This window comes from Sorangium sp. So ce834, from assembly GCF_051521425.1.
In the GTDB taxonomy this organism is placed as follows: Bacteria; Myxococcota_A; Polyangia; order Polyangiales; family Polyangiaceae; genus Sorangium; species Sorangium cellulosum_D.
This window is the reverse complement of sequence record NZ_CP150351.1, coordinates 10,624,064-10,648,857: the sequence shown is the minus strand read 5'-3', so window position 1 is coordinate 10,648,857 and position 24,794 is coordinate 10,624,064. Positions and strand designations below refer to the sequence as shown.

Sequence of the window (24,794 nt, the reverse complement as noted above, 5' to 3'; positions counted from 1 at the left end):
AGCGCCATCACCTGCGATACTGACAACGACTGCGACCGCGGCGGCAATCGCGGTGCCGGGCAATGCTGCTATGCACGCCGCCGCGGGCGCGCTGCGAGCGCGGCCGGGCAGCGGCGAGGGCGTGAGCCGGCGTCGTTCCCCGTCAGCCGCTCTGCAGCGCGCGAAGCACGGCCGCCTCGTTCAGCGCGTGACGGCCGCCCTGGACCGAGGCGAATCCCGCGTGGGCGAGCGCGGCGAGCGCGTGCGCGGCGCGCCGGATCTCGACCTGGCTGCGCGAGCCGCCGCGCGCGGCGAGCTCCTCCGCGGTCAGCGCCGCGCCGCCGGCGAGCAGCTTCGCGGCCAGGGCGACGTGCGGCGCCGAGCGGGGCGAGCGCCGCCGCGCGTGGCTCCTCGCGGCGCTCACCAGCCGCTGGACGCCGCGCGCCTGGAGCAACGCCGCGGGCGGCATCGCGAGATCCCGGAGCGACGGCGAGGCCGGCCTCGCGGCGACCTTCACGGCCGCGCCGCCCGGCGCCGGCGCGAGCGGGGCCGCGGGCGACGCAGGGAGGTGGCTCCGCGGCGCGCCGGGAGCGGGCGCCGCCTGCGCGCGGGGCGCGGGCGCGGGGAGCGCGCCGGGAGCGGGCGCGGCGTGCGCGCCGGGAGCGGGCGCCGCCTGCGGGCGCGCGCCGTCGCTCTGGCCGGCGCGCGCCACGATCTCGTTCTGGATCACCACCTTGACCACGCCGGCGACCTGCAGCGCCGTGCGCAGCCGCCCGGCCTCGGCCTCGGCCGCCCTGCGCGCCTCGTCGGCCTGCTCGAGCTGCTGCTTGAGGCGGCGGATCTCGGCCCGCAGCGCGGCGCTCGGATCCGGCGCCGGCGGGCGCGCGAGCTCGCCCGCGAGCGCCTCGCGCAGCTCGTCGATGAGCGTGGTCAGCGCGGCGTCGGCGATCCGCGGCGCGCCGCCGACCTCGCCGGTCCAGCTCGGCGCGTCGCCGCCGTGGGCGGTGTGGCGGGCGCGCCAGCGCTCGAAGCGGCCGGCGGCGGGCAGGTAGAACTCGCCGGACGGGAGCGCGCGGAACTCCTCGAACGGGTGGCCGTCGACGAGCGCCTTCACCGCGTCGTAGTCGCGCTCGATCTCGAAGCCGCCGATCGCCGGGAAGTTGAGCTGGCTCATGAGCTCCTTCGAGACGGCCTGCGTGCGCTGGCTCGCGACGACGAGGAGGACGCCGCGCTTGCGGCCCTGCTTGGCGAGGCGGTGCAGGATCTCCGAGGTGAGCGACGCGCCCGACTGCGGGGCGAAGAGGTGCACCTCCTCGACCACGACGGCCGCCGGCGCGCGGCGCTCGGAGAGGAGCGCCCAGAGCCGCTCGAGGAACGGGAGCGCGGCCTCCTGCTGGGCGCGGCTCGTCGGCTGGTCGGACAGGTCGACGACGAGGCCGAGCCCTTCGTCGAGCACCCGCGCGAGCGCGAGCTCCGCCGCGCGCTCGCGGGACGAGAGCGGCAGGTCCGCGTGGGCGCCGCCGAGGACGAGCGCGCGGAACCGCTCCCGCAGCGTGTGGAGCTCCCCCTCGGGATCGATCGCGACGACGGGGATGCCGGCCGCGAGCAGCTCCTCGCAGAAGACCCCGACGCCGAAGCTCTTGCCGCGCCCGGACGAGGCCCAGATGCCGACGCGCAGGCCGGTGCGCGCGTAGTCGGAGAGATCGAGTCGGTAGCCGTCGCAGAGGGAGAGGATGGGGCTCAAGGGGTCGCCTCCCGTGGGGGCTCGGCGCTGGTCGCGCTCGCCTGCGGACTGTAGGCGAGCGCGGCGGGGCGGGCGAGCCGGGCAGGCGGCATCGCACGGAAGCGGCGGGCGCGCGGCCGGGGCCCGCGGCCGGCATCCTCGAAGGGGCGACCGCGCGTTCGAGGCACGCAGCGGGCCGGGGTGGCGCTCCGGGGTGGCGCTCCGCCGTCGGCGCTGCCTCGACCGCCTGACCACAGCGGCGGTCCGAAGCAGCTGCGGCGCCGGCAGGGGGTCGCCCCCCCGGGCGACCAGGCGCGATGCCAGGCGAGGCGGGGGTCGCCCCCCCTGGCCAAGGAGCAGCGCTTCACGGAGCTCGTGAAGCACTGCGACGCCGCGATCGAGCACGACTTTGTCAATGGCAGTTCGCCCGTCCGAATGCTGCTGCGATGATGTTCGTGTGCGGCTCCGCTCCGCGGGCGCCTGCGCTCCCAGCGCCCGCGCCGCGAGGATCGAGCTCGCTATTCATCGGACTCCTGGGTGGGGCGCTCTCCAAGACGCTGGAGGCGCTGCCCCGAGGGGCCACCCACCACGACCCAGGGGGCCGCCGGGTCGTACGCCGTAGCGCCCCATACCGGCAGCGGCGGTCCTTGAGCGATCTCAGCAAGACCGTGTCGCTTTATTTCATCACCGATAGCCGTCAACCTATAGCGAGCCTCTAGCATAGGTGGCCTGTCCGTCCTATAGGGCACACTCTCCAGTGCGGCCTCAGCCCCACGGTGCTCGGCCCACTGGCGCAGCCGCATGGCAAAATAGCAATCGCTGATGCGTATCATCCAATAATTTAGCAGCTCTGCGCCAGCCGGCGAGCGGTGCATCAATACGTCCACGGGCGTCGACCAGTCTTCGCCGAGACACGAGAATAAGAGCTCGTCAATCCGAGATAGGGTGAGCGTGCAGCCGTCCACCCGAGGAAAGAATGCCGCTTGGTGGGTGCCCAGCTCTACGAGATCCTTCCGTGCTCGATCTGCGCGCCCTCCCTCGGTGGACAGGACCGGAGACCGACCGGATACCTTTCGCCAAGAGCGCCCCATATGCTGGACGCGCGTCCGAGATAGAGCGCGCGCGTCGTCCAGACCGCGGCGCGCGTCAGCCGGCTTCACGTGGACGAACCCACGGCTAAACCCATCCTCCGGCGCATCTCCCAGGACGACGATGTCGAGATCCGGGCGCTCGGGCCGATAGCGGAGCCTCCATGCGCAGAGCGCCCACAGCATCAGCCTATCGCTCCACAACCCGGACGTCCATACGACGGTTCTCTGCCGTGATTTCAGCGCATTCATAACATCGTGAAATCGTGAGCAAAATCGCGTTCTTTCCCGCCCTTGAAGGCTCCAATAATCGCACCGTAGCGCACAATGGTCTTCGGGATCGGACGCGCACGGCCCTTCCAGCATATTATCGCGCACGAAACGTACAGGAAGGCGAAGCCCGCGCCGCACCGCTCTCCGAATGTCCTCATTTGTGGCGATGTGTATCGTCATTGAAACCTCAAAATAGACACTTTTTGCAGTCCGGCGATGGAGGATCCCCGGACTCGCACCGCCTAAAGCAGGTCCGACACTTCGTGCCATCGCTTCCAGAGCCTGGTCTTGCACAAGACCACGGACCGTGGTTTATGCAATCCTGATACTTCTCATCGCAGCTGCGATTGCTTGTCTGCTCGCAGCCGGCCCGACAGCTCAAATAGGTCGCGTGCGCGCTGTCCTGACATGCCCGTCGTTGCGCTTCGTCATCCGTTTTCCCACACTGAGCCGATGCGTCCTCGTAGTCCGCCTGGCACTTCTCGTTGCATGGGCTCTCGGCCGCGATGTTGCAGACGGCAGGAGGTGCATCCAGGCCGTCTCGCGGCTCCGGAGGAGCATCCCCGAAGCCGCCGGCCCCGCTCGGGAGGATGATGCCGCCGCCGGCCCCGTCCGATCCCTCACCGCGGAGATAACACTCGCCCATGTCGAAATTACAAGCGATCAGGGCAAAACATGGAATGAGAAAGACTTTCTTCACTTGGAGCTCCCCCCGAATCTCCAGATGGGTCCAGCGGTGACCATCACGACCAAGCTGCCGGGAAGAACGAGGCTGCTCCCGCCGGCCCAGTCCACGTTGGCGCTCATGGATGCGCCGAACCGCCCGGCAAAGTACCAGTCGGATTGGGCGCGACCACCTGGAGCGATCCCCATCACTCGGTCGCAGAACACCGCACCGCATACAGGCATCACGTAAATCGACAGGGACGGGCCGATGCTGACGTTGCGTGTCTCCGTCACGTACCCGAGAGTGACCGCCGTCCGGTCGTAGAACCCTACCCGTGAGCCCGGAACGATGCTGAACATGTTGTGAACGTCGATCCGAAAGTCCTTCTCCCTGCGCCAGAGCACCCCGACGAACGGGCTCACCGCGAGCTTGGGCTCGGTCCCGATCTGGATCCCACCCACGCTCACGCCGCCGCTGTATTCGGAAGCCGCTGCGGGCGCCTGGGCAACGATGAGCGCGCAGGCGCAACCCCACCGTGCGAACGCGGTTGTTCGCGTGGACGACCGGAACCCCATGCTCCCCCCGACCGTTCTGGATGCTCTGATACGATCCTTGAGCGATAACGCGGCGTCAAGGGGGGGAAGGTTCGGGCGCTGACAAAATCCGCGGAGCGGTCATCACACCGTGCCGCTATCATTGTCGGGTACGCCGGCAGGACGGCCTACCTCGCGGTAGAGCCCGAGCGCCGGTGGGGCTCCGCGAGCGGCTGAGCTCCGGCGCTGTTCTGCCCGGCGATTGGTGGCGCGGGCGCCATTCGGGAACCCAGCAATTCCGGGTGCTTGGACGTAAAGGCTCGCAAGCGAGCCTCGTTCGCACGCCGTGGTGCCCAATCAAGACACCCAAACGAGGAACGAGGCCGATGGGTATGATGTTCTCCGGTTTTTGACGCCGCCGGAAGCGGGTGCTCCAGCAGCGAGCCCGCACGGCGCGGCATGAAAGCCCGCACGGCACGGCATGAAGCCCGCTGCGGAGACCGTTCGAATCCGCTGAGAGTGGATCCCGGACGGACACCGGGATGCATCGATCGCCGTCGGGTATCATCCTTGCCGGGGACGTCAGCAGAGCGACTCATCGAGCGGGGTCCGCCGCCGTCACTCGTCGACTGGGGCCGAGGTCGCGCCGCGCGCGCCGAAGGGCAGGAGCTACTGCATGTCAGAGCCAGCCTGCGATGGCTCATTTCCCTAGCCCAGAACGACCTTGATCCCGGCGCGCCGCCAGAGGTACGACGCAGGAACCCCCCCATGAGCGCGCCGCCACGTCCCCACGACCGCCGACCAGGGCTGGCCGGGCGGTCCGTGCGAGTTGCACGAGGGGAGCGTGGCCTGCCGAAGAAAGGACCCGTCCATGTCCGAAGATCTGAAGGATGAGCGAGAGATCCGGAGCGTCATCACCCGTGTCGCTCACAACCTCGACCGGCGGCGCTGGGTCGAGCTCCGCGGCTTCTATGCGGATGTGGTATTGAACGATTTCTCGTCGCTCCTCGGCGGCGAGGCGCTCGCGCAGAAGGCCGACGACCTGCTGGCGTCCTGGAAGAAGTTCCACGGCGCCATCGATGCGTCGCAGCACTTCCTCGGACCGATCGACGTCGAGGTGAGCGGGAAAGAGGCCTCCGCCGAGTGCCACGTGCGCGCTTACCACCGGTTCGCGCGCGCGCCGGGCGGCGAGGAGTGGATGGTCGCGGGGCACTACCGCTATGGGCTGATCCGGGAAGAAGGCGGCTGGAAGATCAAGCAGGTGACATTCGAATTCGCATACCAGAACGGCAACACGAACATGTTCGCGGAAGCGAGTCAGTAAGCCGGCTGCTCCGCGCTTCGCCGGCGCCGGGAGGCGGCCGGCTCGCGGGCGAGCGCGACCCGGCCACGCGCCTCGGGGCGCTCGATCGCGAGCCCCGCCGGCGGCCGCGCAGCGCTACCCTGCCGCGCATGCGCGACCCCCTCCCCGTGCCCCCCGGCCCCCTCGTCGATGTCCCCTGGCTCGCAGCGCACGCCGGCGATCCCCGCGTCCGCGTGGTCGACTGCCGCTGGTATCTCAGCGGCCGCCGCGGCGCCGACGAGTACGCCCGCGGGCACATCGCGGGCGCCGTCCACCTCGACGTCGACGCCGACCTCTCCGGTCCGGCGCAGGCCGGCCCCGGGCGCCACCCCCTGCCCGACGCAGCGGCGTTCGCGCGCGTGCTCGCCCGGATCGGCGTGGCGCCGGATTTGCTGGTCGTCGGCTACGACGACGCGGGCGGCGCCATCGCGGCCCGGCTCTGGTGGCTGCTGCGCTACTTCGGCCATCCGGGCGGGCGCGTGCTCGACGGCGGGCTCCAGGCGTGGACCTCGGCGGGGCACCCGCTCTCGACCGACGCGCCCGCGATCGCGCCGGCGCCGCCGATGGAGCTCGCCGGCGGCGGCGCCCCGGTCGCCGACAAGGCGGCCGTCGACCGGCTGCGCCGCGAGCCGTCGGCGGTGATCCTCGATGCGCGCGCCCGCGAGCGCTACGAAGGGCAGACCGAGCCCGTCGACGCGCGCCCGGGCCACATCCCCGGGGCGCGCTCGGCCCCGTTCGCGGAGAACCTCCGCGCGCCGTCCGGGCCGTTCCGCGAGCGCGCCGAGCTCGAGCGGCGCTACCGCGATCTCGGCGCGCTCGAGGCGAGCACCGTGGTCTGCTACTGCGGCTCGGGCGTCACCGCCTGCCACGACCTGCTCGCGCTGGCGACGCTCGGCCGCGCGGACGCGATCCTCTACGAGGGGTCGTGGAGCGACTGGGCCCGGGACGCCGCCCTGCCCGCGGCGAAGGGCTCCGATCCCTGAGTCCCTGAGCGGCGCCCGGCGAGCGCGCGGCGCCCGGCGCCCGGCGAGCGCGTCAGGTCATGCGAGCGCGCGGCCGATGACGGCCTCGATCGTCTCGCGCAGGTAGCGCACCGCGAGCGCGAGCGTGCGGGCCGCGCTCTCCGGCGTCGGCTGGAGCGCCGGCGCCACCTCCATGACGTCGCCGCCGATCAGGCCGACCTCGCGCCCGAGGCGGCGGATGAGCGCGACAACGAAATCGGGCGAGAGGCCGTCCGGCTCCGGGGTCCCGGTGGCGTCGGCGTACGCGGCGTCCGTGCCGTCGATGTCGTTCGAGAAATACACGCCCTCGACGCCGGTGCTCTTCACGTGCGCGACGATGGCGTCGAGCGCCGCCTCGGGATCGGCGCGGCACTCGGCCGCCCAGAACTGCCGCACGCCGTAGCGGCTCTCCCAGTGCTCGCGCGGCTTCTGGGAGGCGCGGACCCCCACCTGGGTCAGCCGGCCGCCGTGGCCGACCAGCTCGTTCGCGTGGTACGACCAGGTGGCGAAGCAGTACGCGACCCCGAGCCGCTCCTCGAGGAGATCGGTGTGCGCGTCGGGCTGCACGATGCCCCACGGCCGCCGCCGCGCGCCTCGCGCGCGCGCGGTCGCGATCGCGCGCGCGACCGGCAAGGCCGTGGAGTGATCGCCGCCGAGCACGATGGGCGCGACGTCCGGGTTGATCGAGAAGACGAGATCGAGCGCGCGCTCGGCGATGGAGAGCGGCGAGACCGGCAGCCGCGCGGCCACGGGCTCGGGCACGCCGGGGTAGAGGGCGCGGCGCGACGCGGCCTTCTGGGCCTCCGAGAGCATGTCGTCGTGCAGGAGCTGCGGTACGACGAACACGTCGCCGATGTCGACGAGCCCGATGTCGCGCGCCCGCTCGGGGAAATCCGGGTGAGCGTCGAGGAGCGCGGTCCGGATCGCCTGCGGGCCCATGTTGGAGCCGCGGAGGAACCCGGCGCCGACGTCGGAGGGGACGCCGAGCAAGACGGCGCGCGCGCCGGCGATGCGGTCGAACGACGCGCGGAACCGGGCGAGGACCTCGTCCTGGGTCGAGGCGCCGTAGAGCCGCCGCTGGACCTCGAGCTGCTGCGCGCGCCCGGTCGAGACGAGGTAAAGGCCTCCGGCCGCCGGGCGCAGCAGGAGCGCGAGCTCTTCGTGCGGGGTCATGCCCGACGAGGGTACGCGCCCCTCAGGAGGCCGCCAGCGAAAGGGCGGGCGCGGGGAGCGGGAAGCGCTCGGGCGCGAGGTGAGGCGCGGGCGCGCTCATCGCTTCGGGCCAGGTCGCGCCGCAGGCGACGACGCGCAGCGCCCGCAGCACGCCCGCGTGCGCGACCAGGAGGTGCGGGGACGACCCGGACGCTGGCCCGCACGCCGGAGAGAGCGCCCGCCAGAACGACCGCACCCGGGCCTCGACCTCGATCGCCGACTCGCCCCCGGGCGGCCCGACGCGCTCCCAGCCGTCGAGCCACGCCGCGTACGCGCCCGGATCGCCGCGCTCGATCTCCGACCAGGCGCGACCCTCCCAGGCGCCGTAGGCGATCTCGACGAGGCGCGCGTCGATCGCGTGCGGCACGCCGAGGCGTGACGCGAGCTCGGCCGCGGGGAGCGCGCAGCGGGAGAGCGGCGACGACCAGACCACGCCGGGGCGGAGGTCGAGGTCGCGGAGCGCGCGCTCGATCGCGGCCGCGGCGTCCCCGGGAGCGAGCTCCGCGGCGACGTCGAGGCGGCCGTAGCAGACGCCGGAGAGCGCGACGGGGGCGTGGCGGAACGCGATGAGGGAAGGGGCGAGGGGATCCATGCCGGCGCGCCCGCGGCTCAGCCGCCCCGCGCGAGCGTGAGGGCGAGCAGCGCGGCGCAGTCGGCGATCTGCTGCGTCGCGCCGAGGAAGTCGCCGGTGATGCCGCCCGCGCGGGCGCGGAAGCGGAGGCCGCAGATCGCCGCGGCGGCGGCCGACGCGCCGAGCATGGCCGCCGCCTCGGCCGCCGAGATGGCCCCGGCGGCGTGCGCCGCGGCGAGCGAGAGCGCCGGCCAGAGCGAGCCGAGGAGCGCCTGCGGGAGCGCCGCCCGCGCGACCGGCCGGCTACGCGAGCCGCCCTGGGTCACGTAGGGGAGCGCGACCATGAGCCAGATCGGCGGGGTGCGCGAGAGGCACTGCGTCAGCACCAGGGCGACCGGCGCGGCGGCGTCGAGCCGCGCGAGCAGGGCGATGCGCAGCACGAGGACCACGATCAGCGCCGCGGCGCCGAACGAGCCGATGCGGCTGTCCTTGAGGATCTCGAACAGACGCGCGCGATCGAAGGCGCCGCCGAGCGCGTCGGCCGTGTCCGCGAGGCCGTCCTCGTGGAAGGCCCCGGTGAGGAGCAGGCCCAGCGCCACGACGACGCTGGCGGCGACGAGCGCGCCGCCCCGGTCGACGAGCAGCCACGCCGCGGCCTGGACGGCGCCGAGGCCGGCGCCCACGAACGGGAACCAGGCCGAGGCCCAGCGCCAGTCCGCGTCGGCGTACGGGAAGCCGCCGACCGGGACGCGCGTGAGGAAGGTCGTCGCCGCCCGGGCGCCGCGCAGGACCGGCGGCAGCGTCATGGAGTCCCGGGCGGCGCGCGGTCGGGCACGCTCGCGCTCGCGAACGTCGCCATGCCGGCGTGCAGGGCGCACGCGGCGTCGAGCAGGGGCAGCGCGGCCAGGGCGGCGCTCGCCTCGCCCAGCCGCATGCCCAGATCCAGCAAGGGGCGGGCCTCGAGCGCCGCGAGGACGTGGGCGTGACCGCGCTCGGCCGAGCGGTGCGCGAAGAGCATGCCCGCCCGCGCCCGGGCGTCCATCCGGACGAGCGCGAGCGCCGCGGTCGAGACGATGAAGCCGTCGACGAGCACCGCCATCCGCCGCTCGATCGCCCGCGCCATGGCGCCCACGAGCGCGGCGATCTCCTTGCCGCCGACCGCCAGCACGACGCGGCGCGGATCGGCGCGGAACGCGCTCGAGGCGGCCTGGACGCGCCGGGTCGCGTCGCGCACGACCTCGACCTTGCGCGACAGCGCGTCGCCCGAGACGCCCGTCCCCGCGCCGACGACGTCCTCCGGGGCGAGCCCGAGGAGCAGCGACGCCATGGCCGACGCCGCCGTGGTGTTGCCGATGCCCATCTCGCCGAGCAGGACGACGCGCGTGTCGCCCTCGAGCGCGTCGATCTCGGCGGCGCCGGCGCGGAGCGCGCGCTCGTAGACGTCCTCCGAGAGCGCGTCCTCGACCCGCAGATCGCCGATGGGATCGTCGGCGACCGGATCGCGCCGCAGCCGCGCGCCGGCGCCGCCCGCGCGCTCGTACGGGTGGGCGACGCCGACGTCCACGACCCGCAGCTCGACCCCGAGGTGCCGGCAGAGCACGCTGGAGGCGGCGCCGCCGCGCACGAAGTTCGCGACCATCGCCGCCGTGACCTCGGCCGGGTAGGCCGACACGCCGTGCCGGGCGACGGGGTGATCGGCGGCGAACAGCACCGCGGCCGCAGGCCGGCTCGCGGGCGGACCGCCCTGGATGCCCGCGAGCGCCACGGCGAGATCCTCGAGCGCCCCGAGGCTGCCGCGCGGCTTTGTCAGCGTGTCCTGCCGCGCGCGCGCCGCGCCCGCCGCGCCCGCGTCGAGCTCCGGGAACACCCAGGGAGGCGAGAGAGCCATGTTTCGGGTTTTCTACTCTCCCGCGGGAGGCCGGGGAAGCGCGTTGACCGTCCCGGAGGCCCGTGATAGCCGCCCGTGCGGCCGAAGAGGTCCCGTGCGCGGAGATGGAGAGACGCAGATCCTCGCGGGACCGAGGCAGGCCGGCTGGCGGCGACGTGGAGATGCCGCGGCGCGCGCTCGTTCGAACAGGTCCAGGATGTCGCTGCGTGCCCTCGTCGTCTGCCTCTGCTCCTCCGCGGCCGTCCTGTCCGGGTGCGGCGGCGCCGGCGCGCCCCCGGACGACGGCGCCGGCGAGCCCGCCGCCGCGGCGGGCGCGGGCGGCTCGTGCCTCTCCGGCGGCCACGGCGGCGCTCCCGGAGCGGACGCGGCGGCGTGCGACGGTCCGGGCGCGCGGTTCGCGACGAGCGTGGTGTCGGCCTGCTTCGGGCCGGGGCAGGGGTTCGGGCAGGACCGGTACCCGGACGTCGTCCTCGGCCCGCCGAAGGGCGCCGGCTGCTGCGGCGGCTCGCTGGACGTGCTCTCGCTCGGCGACGGCGGGTCGATCGTGGTGGCGTTCGAGGGCAACGCGATCGTCGACGGGCCCGGGGCCGATTTCCTGGTGTTCGAGAACGCCTTCGGGCGCGGCGACGACGCCGCGAGCGTGTTCGCCGAGCTCGCGACGGTCGAGGTGAGCGAGGACGGCGCCGCCTGGTCGGCGTTCCCCTGCGCCGCGGACCGCTATCCGTACGACGGCTGCGCCGGATGGCACCCGGTGCACGCCAACCCCGACGAGAACGACATCGATCCGCTCGACCCGCCGTCGGCGGGCGGCGACCCGTTCGATCTGGCCGAGATCGGGGTCCCGCTCGCGCGGTTCGTGCGGATCACCGATCGCGCCGGCACGCCCGACGTCTTCGACCTCGACGCCGTGGGCATCGTCCACGCGCTGTGCCCGTGAGGCGCTCCTGGGCGCTCGCCTGCGCGGCGCTCGTGGCCGCCGCCGGCCTCGCGCCGCGCGCGCGGGGCCAGGAGGCGGGCGCGGGCGGCCGGGAGGGCGCGGTGGGCGGCGGCGCGCGCGAAGGCGGCGGCGCGCGCGAAGGCGGCGGCGCGCGCGAGGAACGGGGCGACGGCGTCGCCGCGCCGGCCGAGAGCGCGCCGGCCCGGCCGCGCCGCCGGGCGCTCGAGGTGCGCGTCGAGGGGCAGCGCGCGTCGACCGTGGCCGCGCGGGATCCCACCGCGGCGTCCCACGTGATCCGCGGCGACGAGCTCCGCGCGCCGGGCGCCGCGGCGTCCGCGGTGCTGAGCCGCGTCCCCGGCCTCCAGGTCTCCCGCACGGGCGCCGCGTCGGACCTCGCGACCGCGTCCATCCGCGGCGCGAGCAGCGCCGAGACGCCGGTGTACCTCGCGGGCGTCCGGCTCAACGACGACGTGACCGGCACCGCCGATCTCTCGACGGTCCCGCTCTGGATGATCCAGCGCGTCGAGGTCTACCGGGGCAACGCGCCCGAGCACGCCGATCGCCTCGGGATCGGCGGCGCCATCTTCTTCGAGCCGTCGCTGCCGCGCGCGCCCCGCGCCTCCGTCGGGCTCGGCGCCGGCAGCTTCGGCGAGCGCTCCGCGTGGGCGTCGGCCGGCCTCGGCGACGACCGCGCCGGCGCCATGATCGCGATCGGCCGGCGCGCCGCCGACAACGACTACCTCGTCACGGACAGCCGGACGGGGCGCGCGCTGCCCAGGCCGAACGCCGACGCCGACGCCTACGACCTCTGGAGCATCGGCCGCTACCGCCTGCCCGGCGGCGGCAGCGTCACGGCGATCGGCAACGGCTTCGCGCGCGACCAGGGCGCGACCGGCCTCTCGGAGACGCCGGCGCGGGCCGCGCGCGCCCACGTGCAGCGCTGGCTCGGCGCGCTCGCCGCGGTCGCCCCGTGCGCCGGCCCGCCGGAGGGCGGCGTCGATCGGTGCCGCCTCGAGCTCACGAGCTCGTCGGTCCTCTCGAGCCAGGTCGTCCGCGATCCGCGGGGCGAGCTCGGCCTGCTGTCGCCGCTCGTCGCCAGCCGCGGCGCGCGCGGCGCCGGGCGGGCCGCCGTCCGCTACCGCCCGGCCGACGACCTCGCCGTCTCGGCCTCGGCGGCCCACGAGCGCGAGCTCCTCGCCCTCGATCGCGTGGGCGGCGCGCCGCTCCGCGCCTCGCGCGCCACCTCCCGCGCGTCGGTGAGCCTTCGCTACGCGCCCATCCCCTCGCTCGAGGGCTACGCGCTCGGCGCCCTGGAGCTCCACCGGACCAGCCACGGCGGCGCCGGCGGTCCGCTCGCCTCGCTCGAGCCGAGCGGCCGCCTCGGCGCCCGGCTCCGCCTCGCGGGCGGCGGCGTCTCGCTCTTCGGAAACCTCGGCCGCTACGTGCGCGTCCCCGCGCTCGGCGAGCTCTACGGCAGCTCCCCGATCGTCATCGGCAACCCGGAGCTCGCCCCCGAGCGCGGCCTCTCGGCCGAGCTCGGCGTGCGCCTCGCCGCGGCGGCGCCGGCCGCGCGCGCCGAGGTCTCCCTCGAGATCCTCGGCTTCTCGCGCTTCGCCTCGGGGCTCGTCGCGCACCGCCCCGCCTTCATCGGCGTGCTGCGGCCGTACAACGTCGCGAGCGCGCGCGTCCTCGGCCTGGAGCTCACCGCGTCCGCCTCGGCGCTCGACCACCTCCGCGCCGGCCTCGCGCTCACCGCGCTCGATCCGCGGGACACCTCGCCGGGCCGCGCGCTCGCGAACGACCTCATCCCGTACCAGTCGCGCCTCGTGGCGGCGCCGTCCCTGGAGGTGTACGCGGAGCCCGCGCGGCTCGGCGTCGACCGCGCCTCGCTCTCGGCGCGGGTCTTCTACCGCGCCTCGCGCGCCGCCGACCCCGCGGGGCTCCGGCCGCTGCCGGAGCAGGCGACGGCCGACGTGGAGCTCGCGATCCTCGCGCTCCGGCGGCGGCTCTCGGCGCGCTTCGCGATCGCGAACGTCTTCGCCGCGAGGACGTTCGATCTGTTCAACCTCGAGCTCCCCGGGCGGAGCTTTCACATAGCGACGGAGGTGTGGTGGTGACGGCTTCTCGCATCGACCTGGGGCGGGGGACGGCGGCCCTCGGGGCCCTCTCTCGGACGATCCTCGCCGCGGGGGCGGCGGGCGCGCTGATCGGGTGCAACGCGCCGGAGCCGCCGCCGAGCACCGGCGGCACGGACGTCGTCGCGGGCCCGTGCGGGCGCGGCGCGGTCGTGGTCAGCAGCGACTACCAGTCGACGAACGTCAGCCTGGTGAGCTGGGACGGCGCGGTGCTCTCCGCGTCGATCGTCTCGTCGGGCTCGAGCTCGCCCGGCCTCGCCTCGCCGCTCTCGGGGGACGTCGTGGTCCCGACGACGCCGGTCCGCGGGGATCGACTGGCGCTGCTCGACCGCTCCGCGTCCGTGCTCACGTGGATCGACGTCCGGAGCGGCGAGCCCGCGGGGCAGCTCACCCTCGCCACCGCGTTCCGCGCGAACCCGCAGGACTACGTCGAGGTCTCGCCGGGCAAGGCGTACGTCACGCGCCACGAGCCGAACCTCGACCCGGACGCCGCGCCGATCGACGGCGGGAGCGACGTGCTCGTCGTCGACCCCGGCGCCCGCGCGATCGTCGGCCGGATCGATCTCGCGCCCGCCCTGGCCGGGGAGGACCCGGGGTTCTACCCCCGGCCGGGCCGCGCGGTGCTGGTCGGCGACAGCCTCTACGTGCTGCTCACGGCGACCTCGCTCGACTTCGTCGCGTCGGCCGAGTCGCGCCTGGTCGAGATCGACGCGCGCAGCGACGCGATCCGGGAGGTCACGGTGCTCGAGGGGCTCCACGGGTGCGGGGGGCTTGCCGCGTCCGCCGGCGGATCGAGGCTCGCGGTCGTGTGCCCCGGGACGTTCGGCGGCGACGCCGCGTCGAACGCCGGCGAGGCCGGCCTCGTCGTCCTCGCGCGCCGCGACGGGCGCCTCGTCGAGGAGGCGCGCTGGACGGCCGCCGAGCTCGGCGCGGGGACGCCCGGCTTCTCCGTCGCGTTCGCCACCGAGGACCGCCTCCTGTTCTCGACGCTCGGCCGCGACGCGCTCAGCGCGGGGGGGCCGGTCGACGACACGCTCACGTCGGTCGAGCTCGCCGGCTCCGCGCCCGAGCGCGGCGACCCCGAGGTCCTGCTGCGCTCGAAGGAGCTCCCGTTCTCCCTCGGCGAGGTGCGCTGCGCCGAGGCGTGCGGGCGGTGCCTCGCCGCGGACGCCGAGACCGACGGGGGCGTCGTCCACCGCTTCGACGTCGGCGCCGACGGCCGCGCGCTCGTGCACGCGGGCGCCTTCCACGTCGACCCGCGGGTCGGCTTGCCGCCGCGGTACCTCGGCGCGTTCTGATCGGCCCCGGCGCCGGCCTGCTGCGCAGTCCGCGCCGCTGGTCGGCTTCAGGCCGCGCGCCGCGCGAGACGCGCGGTCAGAGGAGGTTCTGAAAAGGCACGCCGGCAGGCAGGCGCGGCGCGGTGGACTCCCGCGGGAGTCCTTCGGTCCTATCGGTGGAGCTGAGGGGGATCGAACCCCTGACCTCATGACTGCCAGTCATGCGCTCTCCCAGCTGAGCTACAGCCCCGGTCGTTGGGAGCGGCATATCTACAGCCTCTCGCTCCGCTTGTCTCTACTTTTTTTCGTCGGCGCGTCGTTTCCGTCCGCCTCACGCTCGCCGGGCCCGTTTTGCGGCCCCTGCGCCCCCGGCGGAGCTGCGCGCCCCGCCGGGGTGGCCGTTCGGGCGGGCGGCCCTCAGAAGTTCATCAGCTTCGCCAGGTAGTACTTCATCGTCTCGGTCGTCCCGCCGCCGATGCGGAGGAGCCGCTGGTCGCGCCAGGCGCGCGCGATCGGGAACTCCTCGATGTAGCCCCAGCCGCCGTGGAACTGCAGGCAGGTGTCCACGACGTCGTTCGCCACGTCGCCGGCCAGGATCTTCGCCATCGAGATGAGCTTCACCGTGTCGAAGCTGATCGGCACCTTCCGCACGTACCGCTCGTCGTTGTAGTGGTCGACGCACTTGTAGACGAACGCGCGCGCCGCCTCGCAGCGCGTGTACAGGTCCACGAACCTGTGCTGCCACGACTCGCGCTTGATGATCGGCTTGCCGAACGCCGTCCGCTCGCGCCCGTACTCGACCGACCTGTCGAGCGTCACGAACGAGCTCGCGATCGCGCCCACCGCGGCGACCAGCCGCTCGGTCTGGAAGTTCTGCATCAGGTACGCGAAGCCCTGGTCCGGCTCGCCGAGCAGGTAGCGCCGCGGCACCCGCACGTCCTCCAGGAAGAGCTCCGCCGTGTCCGACGACTTGTTGCCGATCTTCTTCAGCTTCTTCGCGACGTTGAAGCCGCGGAGCGCCGTCGGCACGAGGAAGAACGAGCAGCCGTGGGCCCCCTTGTCCGGCGACGTCTTCGCGAGCAGCGTCACGAAGTCGGCGCGCGTCCCGTTCGTGATGAACGTCTTCTGCCCGTTCAGCACGTAATCGTCGCCGTCCTTGCGCGCGGTGGTCCCGATCCCGGCCACGTCGCTGCCGGCCCCCGGCTCCGAGACGCCGAGCGCCGCGATCTTGTCGCCCGCGAGCGCCGGCCGGAGGAACTCCTCGATCTGCTCCTTCGTGCCGATGTCGCTGATCACCGGCGTCGCCATGTCGCTCTGGACGAGCAGCCCCATCGAGACGCCCGCCATCGTGCAGTGCACGAGCTCCTCGGCCTTCGCCGTCGAGAACCAGTAGTCGAGCCCGGCGCCGCCGTGCTCCTCCGGGAAGTGCGCGCCCAGGATCCCGAGCTCGCCGGCGCGCTTGAACACCCAGTTGGGGAAGCACTCCGACGCCTCCCACTCGTCCACGTGTGGAGCGAGCTCCTTCTCTGCGAAGGCCCGCACCGTTTTCCTGAACTGCTGATGTTCCTCTGTGAACGGCTGCCACATCGCGAACCCCTCCTCGCCGGCGGACCGAAAAAAATTCGTACACGAAACATTTTCCAGCGCAAGCGCCGCGCCGCCGCGCTTGCGCCCGCGCCCGGTTCGCCGTGTCGAGATCGAGCGGGCCCGCGCGTCGCCGCATGGAAAACGGGGGCCGATGGCGCGGCGCGCGACCGCGGCGCGGGCGGCACGGGCGGCGCGGACCGCTGGAGACGCCGCGCGGGCCGTTCGTCGAAGGCGCGAAGCATGAATCGGCTCGCGCACCCATCCACGCAGTCTGCGGGCTCTGCTAGCCTCCGGGCCACATGCGATTCCTCGTCCTGTCACGCAACGCGTCCCTCTACTCGACGAGCCGCATCGTGCTCGCGGGGCGCGCGCGTGGTCACGACGTCAGCGTCATCGATCCGCTCGATTTCCAGATCGTGGTGTCGCGCGGTCGGCCGTCGCTGCTCGTCGGTGGTTCGGCGGTGCCCCGCTTCGACATCGTGATCCCGCGCATCGGCGCCAGCATCACGAACTACGGCCTCGCCGTGGTCCGCCAGTTCGATCTCATGGGCGTCCCGGTCCTGAACGGCGCCGTCTCGATCGCGCGGAGCCGGGACAAGCTGCGCGCGCTCCAGCTGCTCACGCGCCGCAAGCTGAACGTGCCGATCACCGTCTGCGCCCGCAGCCCGGCCGGCGTGGAGGCGGCGCTCTCGCTCGTCGGCGGCTGCCCCGCGATCGTGAAGCTGCAGCAGGGGACCCAGGGCATCGGCACCATGCTCGCCGAGACGCCGCACGCCGTGCACGCGCTGCTCGAGACGTTCTGGGCCATGGGCCAGGACATCGTGCTCCAGGAGTACGTGCGCGAGTCGAAGGGGCGCGACATCCGCGTCATCGTCGTCGGCGGCCGCGTGGTCGCGTCGATGCGGAGGGTCGCGAAGCCGGGCGAGTTCCGCTCGAACCTCCACCGCGGCGGCAAGGGCGACCGGGTGAAGCTGCCGCGCGTCTACCGGAGCGTCGCGATCCGCGCCGCGAAGGCGATGGGCCTCGAGGTCGCCGGCGTCGACATGCTCGAGGCGCGCTCCGGGCCCAAGATCCTCGAGATCAACAGCTCGCCCGGGCTGGAGGGGATCGAGCGCGCGAGCGGCGTCGACGTCGCGGGCGCGATCATCAGCTACGCCGAGCGGTACGCGGTGGAGCAGCGCGGCCTGAGCCGCCGCATGCTCGAGGCGCGGATCGCCGAGGTGATCCACGACGAGCGCATGCCGCCGACGCGGCGGCTCAGCCGCGCGGCGGAGAACGGGGCCGGCGCGAGCCGCAGGAAGCCCGCGGTGCTGACGAACGGGAGGGGCGCGCGGAGGGCCGCCTCGTGACCCTCGGGGTCGAGGCGGCCGGCGACGCGGTCGTCCTGACCATCGATCGCCCCGAGTGCCGGAACGCCATCGACAGCGCCTTCGCGAGGCGCCTCGGCGAGGCGATCCGCCTCGCCTCCTCGGACCCGCGCGTGCGCGGCGTCGTGATCACAGCGGCGGGCGGCGACGTCTTCGTGGCGGGCGGCGACATCCGCGAGCTCCACGCGCTCGCCGAGGGCGGCGCGGCGGGCGGCGAGGTCCTCGCGATGTTCGAGGGCTTCTCGGCGTTCGAGGAGAGCGAGGTGCCGATCGTCGCCGCGGTGCAGGGCGACGTGCTGGGCGGCGGCTGCGAGCTGCTCCTGCTCTGCGATTTCGTCATCGTCGAGGAGCACGCCGCGCTCTCGTTCCGCCACGTCAAGATGGGCCTGTCGCCGGCGTGGGGCGGGCTGACGCGGCTCTGCGAGCGGGTGGGGCCGCTGCAGGCGTCGCGGCTGCTCCTGACGGCGGAGCGGATCGACGCCGCCGAGGCGCTCCGGATCGGCCTCGTGAGCGAGGTCGTCCCGACCGGCGCGGCGCGGAGCCGCGCGATCGCGCAGGTGAACCGCATCGCCGACAGCCCGCGCACCTCGGTCGCGGCGATGAGGCGGGCGCTGTGCAAGGCGCGCGAGGCGCTGCGCGCCTCCGCGGTGGAGGTCGAGCGGCGGGCGTTCGCCGAGCAGTGGAACGGCCCCGAGCACCGCCGGGCGATGGATGCGTTCCTGAGCAAGAAGTGACCGTGGCGCAGGGCGAGGGGCGCGGAGCGGAGGACCCGGGCGGCGCCGTGGCAGCGCCGAGCGCCGAGGCAGCGCCGAGCGCCGAGGCAGCGCCGGGCGCCGAGGCAGCGCCGGGCGCCGAGGCAGCGCCGGGCGCCGAGGCGGCGCCGGAGAGCGCCCTGCCCCCGCTCGTGCCGCCGACGATCGCGCACTTCATCGGCCGCCGCCCGCACCTGCGCGCCCTGCGCCGCGCCGCCGAGGCGCTCTTGCTGGAGCGGCCCATCTGCGTGCTCGTCCGCGGCGGCGCGGGCATGGGCAAGAGCGCGCTGATCCACCACTTCCTGATGGGGCTCCGCCACGACAGGGGGCCGGTCGTCCTGCGGGGGCGCTGCGCGGTCGGGTCGACCGAGTCCTACAAGGCGTTCGGGGGTGTCATGGAGTCGCTGTGCCGCTTCCTCCGGCGCGTCTCCGCCGAGGAAGCCGAGCGGCTCCTGCCGCGCGACGTCCGCGCGCTCGTCCGGGTGTTCCCGGCGCTCTCGCGCGTGCCCGCCGTCGCGTCGGCGCCGCGCGTGAGCGAGTCGCCCGACGCGCAGGAGCTGCGGCAGCGCAGCTTCGCGGCGCTCCGGCAGCTGCTCTGGCGCGTCGCCGAGCGCAGCCCGCTCGTCGTGGCGATCGAGGACCTCCAGCTCATCGACGCCGACAGCGTGGCGCTCCTGCTCGAGGTCACGCGCCCGCCCGACGCGCCCGCGATGATGTTCCTCGGCAGCTACCGGACCGAGGACGTCGCCGCGAGCGCGCCGCTCCGCGCGCTGCTCGACGGGATGGGGGTCGCGTTTCCGGCCCCCGCCGCGGCCGAGCCCGCCTCGCTCGACCTCGATCGGGCCCCGCCGCCGCGCCGGGACGGCGAGCTGCGCCAGATCGAGGTCGGGCCGCTCTTGCCGCTCGAGGCGGAGGAGCTCGCGCTCGCGCTCCTCTTCGCGCGCGACGAGGGCACCCGCGCGCGGGCGGACGCCATCGCCCGCGCCTCCGGGGGCAACCCGCGGCTGCTCGGCGAGCTCGTCCGCGACGCGCAGGAGCCGGCGGGCGACACGGGCGCGCGGGGCGACGCCGCGTGGGAGCGGGCGCTCGGGGCGCGCCTCCACCGCTTGCCGGAGCAGGCGCTCCGGCTGCTCGAGGTGGTCGCCGTCGCCGGGGAGCCGATCGACGCGGCGGTCGCCGCGCGCGCGGCGAAGCTCGACGGCGAGGAGCGCGCCCCGGCGATGGCGCTCCTTCGCGCCGAGGATCTGGTCGTCGCGCGGCCCGCCGGCGAGGGCGAGCTCGTCGAGGCGTCGCACGACCTCGTGCGCGCGTCCGTGGTCGGCCGGCTCGGTCCGGAGCAGCTCGCGGGGCGGCACCGGCGGCTCGCGCGGGCGCTCGAGGCGCTCGGGACGGCGGACGCCGAGACGCTGTCGCGGCACTGGCTCGGCGCGGGCGACGGGGCGCGCGCGGGGCGGCTCGCGGCGGTCGCGGCCGAGCAGGCGGCCGAGGCGCTCGCGTTCGAGCGGGCGGCGCGGCTCTACGAGCTCGCTCTCGGCCTGCTCCCGCGCGGCGTGGATCTCCCGGAGGCGGAGCGGCGCGCGCTCGAGGTGCGGAGCGCCGACGCCCTCGTCAACGCGGGCAAGGGCGCGGAGGCGGCGCGGCTCTACGCGGCGGCTGCGGAGGGGGACGACAGCGCGCGGTCGCTCGATCTCCGCCGCCGCGCCGCGGAGCAGTACCTGCGGAGCGGGCACATCGACGAGGGGCTGGAGCACGTGCGCGCCGTGCTGGCGGCGGTCGGCCTGTCGTTCCCGGAGACGCCGCGGCGCGCGCTCGTCGCGCTGCTCCTGCACCGGGCGGAGCTGCGCCTCCGGGGCCTGCGGTTCCGCGAGCGGCCCGAGGCGGAGGTGCGCCCGGAGGATCTCGCGCGCATCGACGCCTGCTGGACGGTGACGGTGGGCCTGTCGGCGGTCGACATGGTCCGCTCGGCCGAGTTCTCGGCGCGCGCCCTGCTGCTCGCGCTGCGCGCCGGCGAGCCGTACCGCATCGGCCGCGCGCTCGCGTTCGAGGCCTCGTCCGCGTGCATGATCGGGTCGCCGGGCCGGGCGCGCGCGGAGGAGCTCGTCGCCGCGGTGCGCGCGCTCGCGGAGCGGCTCGACAGCCCGCACCTCCTCGGCCTGTCGATGATGGTGTCGGGCATGCTCGAGGCGTTCACGGCGGGCCGCTGGAGGGCGGCGTCCGACTGGTACGAGCGGGCGGACGAGATCTTGCGCGACCGGTGCGCCGGCGTCGCCTGGGAGCTCGTGACGACGCAGCTGATGACGTCGTGGATGCGGTACTACCGCGGGCAGATCGACGCGCTCGCGCGGACGATGCCGGCGGTGCTCCGGGGGGCCGAGCAGCGGGGCGATCGCTACGCGGCGGCGATCTTCGGCGCGCAGGCGGCGTGGGTCTCGCTCGCGTCGGACGACGTGGCGGGCGCGCGCAGCGCGGTCGCGGGGGCGCTGTCGAGGTGGACGACGTCGGGGTTCCACCTCGAGCATTTCGTGGGGCTGCTCGGCGAGACCTACGTCGACCGTTACGCCGGCCGCGCCGGCGCGGCGCTGAGGCGGCTCGCGGAGGCGTGGCCGAAGATCGAGGGCTCGATGCTGCTGATGATGCAGAACAGCCGGGTGATGGCGCACGTGGAGCGCGCGAGCACGGCGCTGGCTGCGGCCGAGGGCGCGGCCGAGCCCGAGCCGCTGATCCAGGCGGCGCTGCGGGACGCGGCCGCGCTCGCCCGGGAGAGGACGGCGTGGTCCGACCCGTTCGTGCCGCTCCTCCGGGCGGGCGCCGCGGAGCTGCGCGGCGAGCGGGACGAGGCGATCGCGCAGCTGGAGGCGGCGGCGGCCGGGTTCGACGCGGCGGACATGCCGCTCTACGCCGCGGCGGCGCGGCGTCAGGCGGGCGAGCTGCTCGGCGGCGAGAAGGGGCTGCAGCGGATCCTCGTGGCGGACGCGGTGATGGCGCGGGAGCGGATCAAGAGCCCGGCGCGGTGGGCGGCGATGCTGGTGCCGGGGTTCGGGCGGAGGTAGCGCCGGGGGGCCGAGGAGGATCGTCCGTCATGACCGCGCGTGGGAGCCTGCCGGAGTCTCCGTCGATCGTCCTGATCACGGGGCTCATGGCCTCTGGAAAGTCGACGGTCGCCCAGCGGCTGGCCGAGCGGCTGCCGAGGAGCGTGCATCTGCGGGGCGACGTGTTTCGCCGCATGATCGTCGGTGGCCGCGCCGAGATGGGCTTCGAGCTCTCCGAGGAGGCCGAGGGGCAGCTGCGGCTCCGGTACCGCATCGCGGCGGCGGCGGCGGACCTGTATCTCGAGGCCGGGTTCACCGTCGTCCACCAGGACATCATCCTGGGCGCTGGGCTCGTCGAGGTGGTGCGGAGCTACGCGCATCGTCCTCTGCACGTGGTGGTCCTCTGCCCGCGTCCCGCCGTTGTCGCGGCGCGGGAGGCGGGTCGAGCGAAGCGCGGGTATCGGGACGCCTCGGCGGTCCTCGATTTCGACCGCGTATTGCGCGAGGAGACGCCGCGGCTGGGCCTCTGGCTGGACACATCGGATCTCACGGTCGAGGAGACGGTGGACGAGATCCTGGGGCGCCTGGGGGATGCGCGCGTGGACGGTGCGGGCAGCTCGTAGCAAGGCGGGCGGACTGGACCGCAATGGCGCGGGCGCTGTGGGACAAGAGAGGGGCTCGTCTCTCAGTCCGAGCTGCTGCCCGGCAGCGGTCCGAAGCGCTTTTCGTACTCCGCGAGCCGAGCGGCGAGCCGCTTCGCCTCGTCGCTGGCGGCGCGGGCTTGCTCTTCGGCGGCGCGGGCTTGCTCTTCGGCGGTCGGCAGTATGCGCCCCTGGGCATCGAGCCAGCGCAGCCAGCCGGCCTCGAGGCCGAGATAGGTGCCGTGGCGTACCCCGAGCCGCAGGCCGAGGCAGGCGCTCACGACGTCGCCGTTCGCCTCGGGGGGCACCGGCGCGTAGGACCGCGTGGCCCGATCGAGCGCGTAGGCCTCGAGCGCGCCCGAGAACGGATCGAACAGGTAATACTCCGGCACGTGCAGGAGCTTCGCGTAGACGCGCATCTTCTCGCCGCGATCGACGGCTTCGGTGCTCTCGGAGAGCAGCTCGATCACCACGTCGGGCGTCCTCCCGTCCTCCTGCCAGACGACCCATGATTTGCGCTCGCGTCGGTTTGTGTCGAGCACGACGAACACGTCGGGGCCGCGGAAGTCGTTCTTCTTCGCCTGCAGCTCGCTGAAGTAGATGGCCATGTTGCCGGCGACGTACACGTCGTCGCGGTCGTGCCAGAAGAGCTTCAGCACCTCGATGAGCATGTCCATCTGTGCGCGGTGGCGCTCGGACTCCATCGGCTCTCCATCGTCGTACGGGAGCTCGTCCTCGCCGGGCGGGGGAATCGGGATGGGAGAGTTCTCGCTCTGGAAGGGCATACGTCGCTCCGGACCGCAGCCTACCGCGTCGCGCCCGCGAGCGCAGCCGGCCGGTCAGCTCGGGAGTGCCCCCCCGCGCGCCTCCCCCTCTCCGCGCACCGCCAGCACGACCTCGTGCGCCTCCGTCTTCCCCGGGATCTCCCACCGCTCGATCATCCGCCGGATCGCCGCCTCCGGCACCGCCGCCTCCCGCGCCCGGTTCTGCGCGAGCAGCACTGTCCGAGGCACCTCCACGTAGACCACGCGGATCCTCGCCCCGTAGTCCGCCGCCATCTGCAGCACGGGCCCGCGCCGCTGCCGCGACAGGTTCGTCGCGTTCCACACGAACCGCTCCCCGCGCCGGAGGTGCTCCTTCGCCCGCTCGCGCGCCGCCTGGACCACCTGTCCCTGGGTGTCGGTCGGATCGACCTCCAGCTCGCTCCGCAGCGCGTCCAGCGAGACGACCGGCCAGTCGGCGAAGTGGCTCCGGACATACGTGTCCTTCCCGGCGCCCGGCAGCCCGCTCATCACCACGACCTCGGCGCGCGTGTCGTCATAGACCTCCACGTCCGGGTGGCGCCCTCCGGCGGGGTCGGAGCGGAAGTACACGAATCGCGTGTGATCCGAGGCGAAGGCGCGCGGCCCCCGGTAACACCCCTCCTCGCGGCAGAACTCGCGGAAGAGCTCGATATTGTCCACCACGCGGCCCATGTCCGCGCAGACGCGCCCCCGGATGTCGGCCTCGGCCACGAGCGCGAGCAAATCGCAGCGCGCGTGGAGGCTGATCTCGGCGGCCACGCGCTGCGCGTCGCCCCGCTCGATGAGGTAGAACGGGATCTGGTGGTAGCGCACGAGCGCGCACACGTGCTCGCGCAGCGCGAACGGCGCGCCGAGCTCCCAGAGCAGGCGGCGCGCGAGCAGCTCCCCCGCGCGCGAGTGGCCCTTGGCCGTGATCCGACCGCCCTCCTCGCGCGTGGTCGCCGGCTTCGCCACGTCGTGGAGCAGGCACGCGAGGTATACGACGCGCTGCTCCTCCGCCGGCAGCGCCCGCCACTCGGGCAGCCCGAGGAGCGTCTCCAGCACCATGCGGGTGTGAATCCAGACGTTGCCCTCGGCGTGGTGGATCGGGTCCTGCGGGCAGCCCTCGAGCGCGCGGACCCAGTCGAAGATCTGGAGCTCGTCCCAGGGGACACGCGCCGGATCGGGCGTGAGGAGATCGAGGAGCGAGGACGCAGCGGACATGGTGGAGCACCCCCTGGCGAGCGCGCTGGACGCGGGCGCGCAGCGCGCGAGGACCGTAGCATGTCCGCGCCTTTCGGCCGGTGCTACCCTGGCGCCGTCATGTCCGCCAAATACCCGCGCTCGTTCCACCTTCCGTGGTCGCCCGGCGGCACGTCCGACGACAAGAGGATGGCCGACGTGTCGGGCCTGCTCGGCGTGGAGATCGTCATCACCGAGAAGTGCGACGGGAGCAACCTCACGTACACGCGGAAGAGCGTCTTCTCGCGCTCGCACTCGGGCCCTCCGTCCCACCCGAGCTTCGACCTCGCGAAGGCCACCCACGCGCGCATCGCTCACCTGCTCTCGGAGGGCACGTCGGTCTTCTGCGAGTATTGCTATGCGGTCCACTCCATCGAGTACGAGGCGCTGCCGGGCTATTCGCTGGTCTTCGGCGTGCGCGACGACGCGCGGGGGCTCTTCTGGGAGTGGGACATGGTCGTGGCCCAGGCGAACGATCTGGGGCTGCCCACCGTGCCTGTCCTGTTCCGGGGCCGCGTCGAGGGCGAGGGCGAGCTCGAGGCGCTGACGAGCGCGCTCGCGCGCGAGCCTTCGGCCTTCGGCGGCCCGCGCGAGGGGGTGGTGGTGCGGGTCGCGGGCGAGTTCCCGGACGCGGCGTTCCAGCGGTGCCTCGCCAAGTGGGTGCGGCGCGGGCACGTGCAGACGGACGAGCACTGGATGCACCAGGAGATCCGGCCGCAGCGGCTCGCGGCGGGGCCGGCGGGAGGACCGCCGCCCTAGCTAGGCCGC

At 74.2% G+C, this 24,794-nt stretch carries 19 protein-coding genes and 1 tRNA gene; 10 read left to right on the top strand and 10 right to left on the bottom strand.

Annotated features, from left to right (window positions below):
* Positions 1-142: 142 nt before the first annotated feature.
* Entirely contained in the window at positions 143-1,723 is a 1,581-nt protein-coding gene (locus WMF20_RS39190) for a helicase HerA domain-containing protein (RefSeq protein ID WP_437606874.1), read from the bottom strand.
* 2,036 nt (positions 1,724-3,759) lie between these two features.
* Positions 3,760-4,197 (bottom strand): hypothetical protein, encoded by a 438-nt coding sequence (locus WMF20_RS39185; RefSeq protein ID WP_237244511.1) that lies wholly within the window; start codon positions 4,195-4,197, stop codon positions 3,760-3,762.
* 937 nt (positions 4,198-5,134) lie between these two features.
* Between WMF20_RS39185 and WMF20_RS39180 the strand changes: the two genes are divergently transcribed.
* Both WMF20_RS39180 and WMF20_RS39175 read left to right on the top strand, forming a co-directional pair.
* Entirely contained in the window at positions 5,135-5,587 is a 453-nt protein-coding gene (locus WMF20_RS39180; protein WP_129579062.1) for a nuclear transport factor 2 family protein, read from the top strand.
* 128 nt (positions 5,588-5,715) lie between these two features.
* Positions 5,716-6,588, top strand: a complete 873-nt coding sequence (locus WMF20_RS39175; protein ID WP_437606873.1) for a sulfurtransferase — start codon at positions 5,716-5,718, stop codon at positions 6,586-6,588.
* Between the two features lie 57 nt (positions 6,589-6,645).
* Here WMF20_RS39175 and WMF20_RS39170 read toward each other — a convergent pair whose 3' ends face one another.
* The 4 genes from WMF20_RS39170 to cobT are packed head-to-tail and all read right to left on the bottom strand — an operon-like array spanning position 6,646 to position 10,277.
* Complete coding sequence (locus WMF20_RS39170; RefSeq protein WP_437606872.1) at positions 6,646-7,779, bottom strand: arginase family protein; 1,134 nt, start codon at positions 7,777-7,779, stop codon at positions 6,646-6,648.
* 22 nt (positions 7,780-7,801) lie between these two features.
* Positions 7,802-8,410, bottom strand: coding sequence for a histidine phosphatase family protein (locus WMF20_RS39165; protein WP_437606871.1), 609 nt, complete (start codon positions 8,408-8,410; stop codon positions 7,802-7,804).
* 17 nt (positions 8,411-8,427) lie between these two features.
* A complete protein-coding gene (locus tag WMF20_RS39160) occupies positions 8,428-9,195 on the bottom strand; it encodes an adenosylcobinamide-GDP ribazoletransferase (RefSeq protein ID WP_437606870.1) in 768 nt (255 codons plus the stop codon).
* Positions 9,192-10,277: a nicotinate-nucleotide--dimethylbenzimidazole phosphoribosyltransferase gene (gene cobT / locus WMF20_RS39155; RefSeq protein ID WP_437606869.1), complete on the bottom strand. Its 1,086-nt coding sequence runs from the start codon at positions 10,275-10,277 to the stop codon at positions 9,192-9,194. The genes WMF20_RS39160 and cobT overlap by 4 nt, the downstream gene beginning before the upstream one ends.
* 196 nt (positions 10,278-10,473) lie before the next feature.
* Here cobT and WMF20_RS39150 point away from each other — a divergent pair, with 196 nt between their 5' ends.
* Genes WMF20_RS39150 through WMF20_RS39140 form a run of 3 tightly spaced genes read left to right on the top strand, consistent with a single transcriptional unit; the run spans position 10,474 to position 14,647 of the window.
* Entirely contained in the window at positions 10,474-11,214 is a 741-nt protein-coding gene (locus WMF20_RS39150; RefSeq protein WP_437606868.1) for a hypothetical protein, read from the top strand.
* Complete coding sequence (locus WMF20_RS39145; protein WP_437606867.1) at positions 11,211-13,331, top strand: TonB-dependent receptor plug domain-containing protein; 2,121 nt, start codon at positions 11,211-11,213, stop codon at positions 13,329-13,331. The genes WMF20_RS39150 and WMF20_RS39145 overlap by 4 nt, the downstream gene beginning before the upstream one ends.
* Complete coding sequence (locus tag WMF20_RS39140; protein WP_437606866.1) at positions 13,328-14,647, top strand: hypothetical protein; 1,320 nt, start codon at positions 13,328-13,330, stop codon at positions 14,645-14,647. Before WMF20_RS39145 ends, WMF20_RS39140 begins: the two co-directional genes overlap by 4 nt.
* Positions 14,648-14,803: 156 nt before the next feature.
* Here the strand turns inward: WMF20_RS39140 and WMF20_RS39135 are convergent.
* Positions 14,804-14,876 (bottom strand) — tRNA-Ala (locus WMF20_RS39135).
* A 167-nt stretch (positions 14,877-15,043) separates the two neighbouring features.
* On the bottom strand, positions 15,044-16,213 hold the full coding sequence (locus WMF20_RS39130) for an acyl-CoA dehydrogenase family protein (protein ID WP_437606865.1): 1,170 nt from the start codon (positions 16,211-16,213) through the stop codon (positions 15,044-15,046).
* Between the two features lie 299 nt (positions 16,214-16,512).
* Between WMF20_RS39130 and WMF20_RS39125 the strand changes: the two genes are divergently transcribed.
* The 4 genes from WMF20_RS39125 to WMF20_RS39110 are packed head-to-tail and all read left to right on the top strand — an operon-like array spanning position 16,513 to position 21,984.
* Positions 16,513-17,562 (top strand): RimK family alpha-L-glutamate ligase, encoded by a 1,050-nt coding sequence (locus WMF20_RS39125; protein ID WP_437606864.1) that lies wholly within the window; start codon positions 16,513-16,515, stop codon positions 17,560-17,562.
* Positions 17,559-18,314 carry an enoyl-CoA hydratase/isomerase family protein gene (locus WMF20_RS39120; protein WP_437606863.1) on the top strand — a complete coding sequence of 252 codons (756 nt, stop codon included), beginning with the start codon at positions 17,559-17,561 and terminating at the stop codon, positions 18,312-18,314. The genes WMF20_RS39125 and WMF20_RS39120 overlap by 4 nt, the downstream gene beginning before the upstream one ends.
* Before the next feature lie 2 nt (positions 18,315-18,316).
* Positions 18,317-21,382, top strand: a complete 3,066-nt coding sequence (locus WMF20_RS39115; RefSeq protein WP_437606862.1) for an ATP-binding protein — start codon at positions 18,317-18,319, stop codon at positions 21,380-21,382.
* 29 nt (positions 21,383-21,411) lie between these two features.
* A complete protein-coding gene (locus WMF20_RS39110; protein ID WP_437606861.1) occupies positions 21,412-21,984 on the top strand; it encodes an AAA family ATPase in 573 nt (190 codons plus the stop codon).
* Between the two features lie 62 nt (positions 21,985-22,046).
* Here WMF20_RS39110 and WMF20_RS39105 read toward each other — a convergent pair whose 3' ends face one another.
* Both WMF20_RS39105 and WMF20_RS39100 read right to left on the bottom strand, forming a co-directional pair.
* Positions 22,047-22,787 (bottom strand): Uma2 family endonuclease, encoded by a 741-nt coding sequence (locus WMF20_RS39105; RefSeq protein ID WP_437606860.1) that lies wholly within the window; start codon positions 22,785-22,787, stop codon positions 22,047-22,049.
* A gap of 54 nt (positions 22,788-22,841) precedes the next feature.
* Positions 22,842-24,008 carry an AAA family ATPase gene (locus tag WMF20_RS39100; RefSeq protein WP_437606859.1) on the bottom strand — a complete coding sequence of 389 codons (1,167 nt, stop codon included), beginning with the start codon at positions 24,006-24,008 and terminating at the stop codon, positions 22,842-22,844.
* 60 nt (positions 24,009-24,068) lie between these two features.
* Here WMF20_RS39100 and WMF20_RS39095 point away from each other — a divergent pair, with 60 nt between their 5' ends.
* Positions 24,069-24,785: an RNA ligase family protein gene (locus WMF20_RS39095; protein WP_437606858.1), complete on the top strand. Its 717-nt coding sequence runs from the start codon at positions 24,069-24,071 to the stop codon at positions 24,783-24,785.
* Positions 24,786-24,794: the final 9 nt, after the last annotated feature.

Coding starts and splice junctions, on each gene's coding strand:
- WMF20_RS39180 (WP_129579062.1), top strand. CDS start 5,135: ATGTCCGAAGATCTGAAGGATGAGCGAGAGATCCGGAGCGTCATCACC.
- WMF20_RS39175 (WP_437606873.1), top strand. CDS start 5,716: ATGCGCGACCCCCTCCCCGTGCCCCCCGGCCCCCTCGTCGATGTCCCC.
- WMF20_RS39170 (WP_437606872.1), bottom strand. CDS start 7,779: ATGACCCCGCACGAAGAGCTCGCGCTCCTGCTGCGCCCGGCGGCCGGA.
- WMF20_RS39165 (WP_437606871.1), bottom strand. CDS start 8,410: ATGGATCCCCTCGCCCCTTCCCTCATCGCGTTCCGCCACGCCCCCGTC.
- WMF20_RS39160 (WP_437606870.1), bottom strand. CDS start 9,195: ATGACGCTGCCGCCGGTCCTGCGCGGCGCCCGGGCGGCGACGACCTTC.
- cobT (WP_437606869.1), bottom strand. CDS start 10,277: ATGGCTCTCTCGCCTCCCTGGGTGTTCCCGGAGCTCGACGCGGGCGCG.
- WMF20_RS39150 (WP_437606868.1), top strand. CDS start 10,474: ATGTCGCTGCGTGCCCTCGTCGTCTGCCTCTGCTCCTCCGCGGCCGTC.
- WMF20_RS39130 (WP_437606865.1), bottom strand. CDS start 16,213: ATGTGGCAGCCGTTCACAGAGGAACATCAGCAGTTCAGGAAAACGGTG.
- WMF20_RS39125 (WP_437606864.1), top strand. CDS start 16,513: ATGCGATTCCTCGTCCTGTCACGCAACGCGTCCCTCTACTCGACGAGC.
- WMF20_RS39110 (WP_437606861.1), top strand. CDS start 21,412: ATGACCGCGCGTGGGAGCCTGCCGGAGTCTCCGTCGATCGTCCTGATC.
- WMF20_RS39105 (WP_437606860.1), bottom strand. CDS start 22,787: ATGCCCTTCCAGAGCGAGAACTCTCCCATCCCGATTCCCCCGCCCGGC.
- WMF20_RS39100 (WP_437606859.1), bottom strand. CDS start 24,008: ATGTCCGCTGCGTCCTCGCTCCTCGATCTCCTCACGCCCGATCCGGCG.
- WMF20_RS39095 (WP_437606858.1), top strand. CDS start 24,069: ATGTCCGCGCCTTTCGGCCGGTGCTACCCTGGCGCCGTCATGTCCGCC.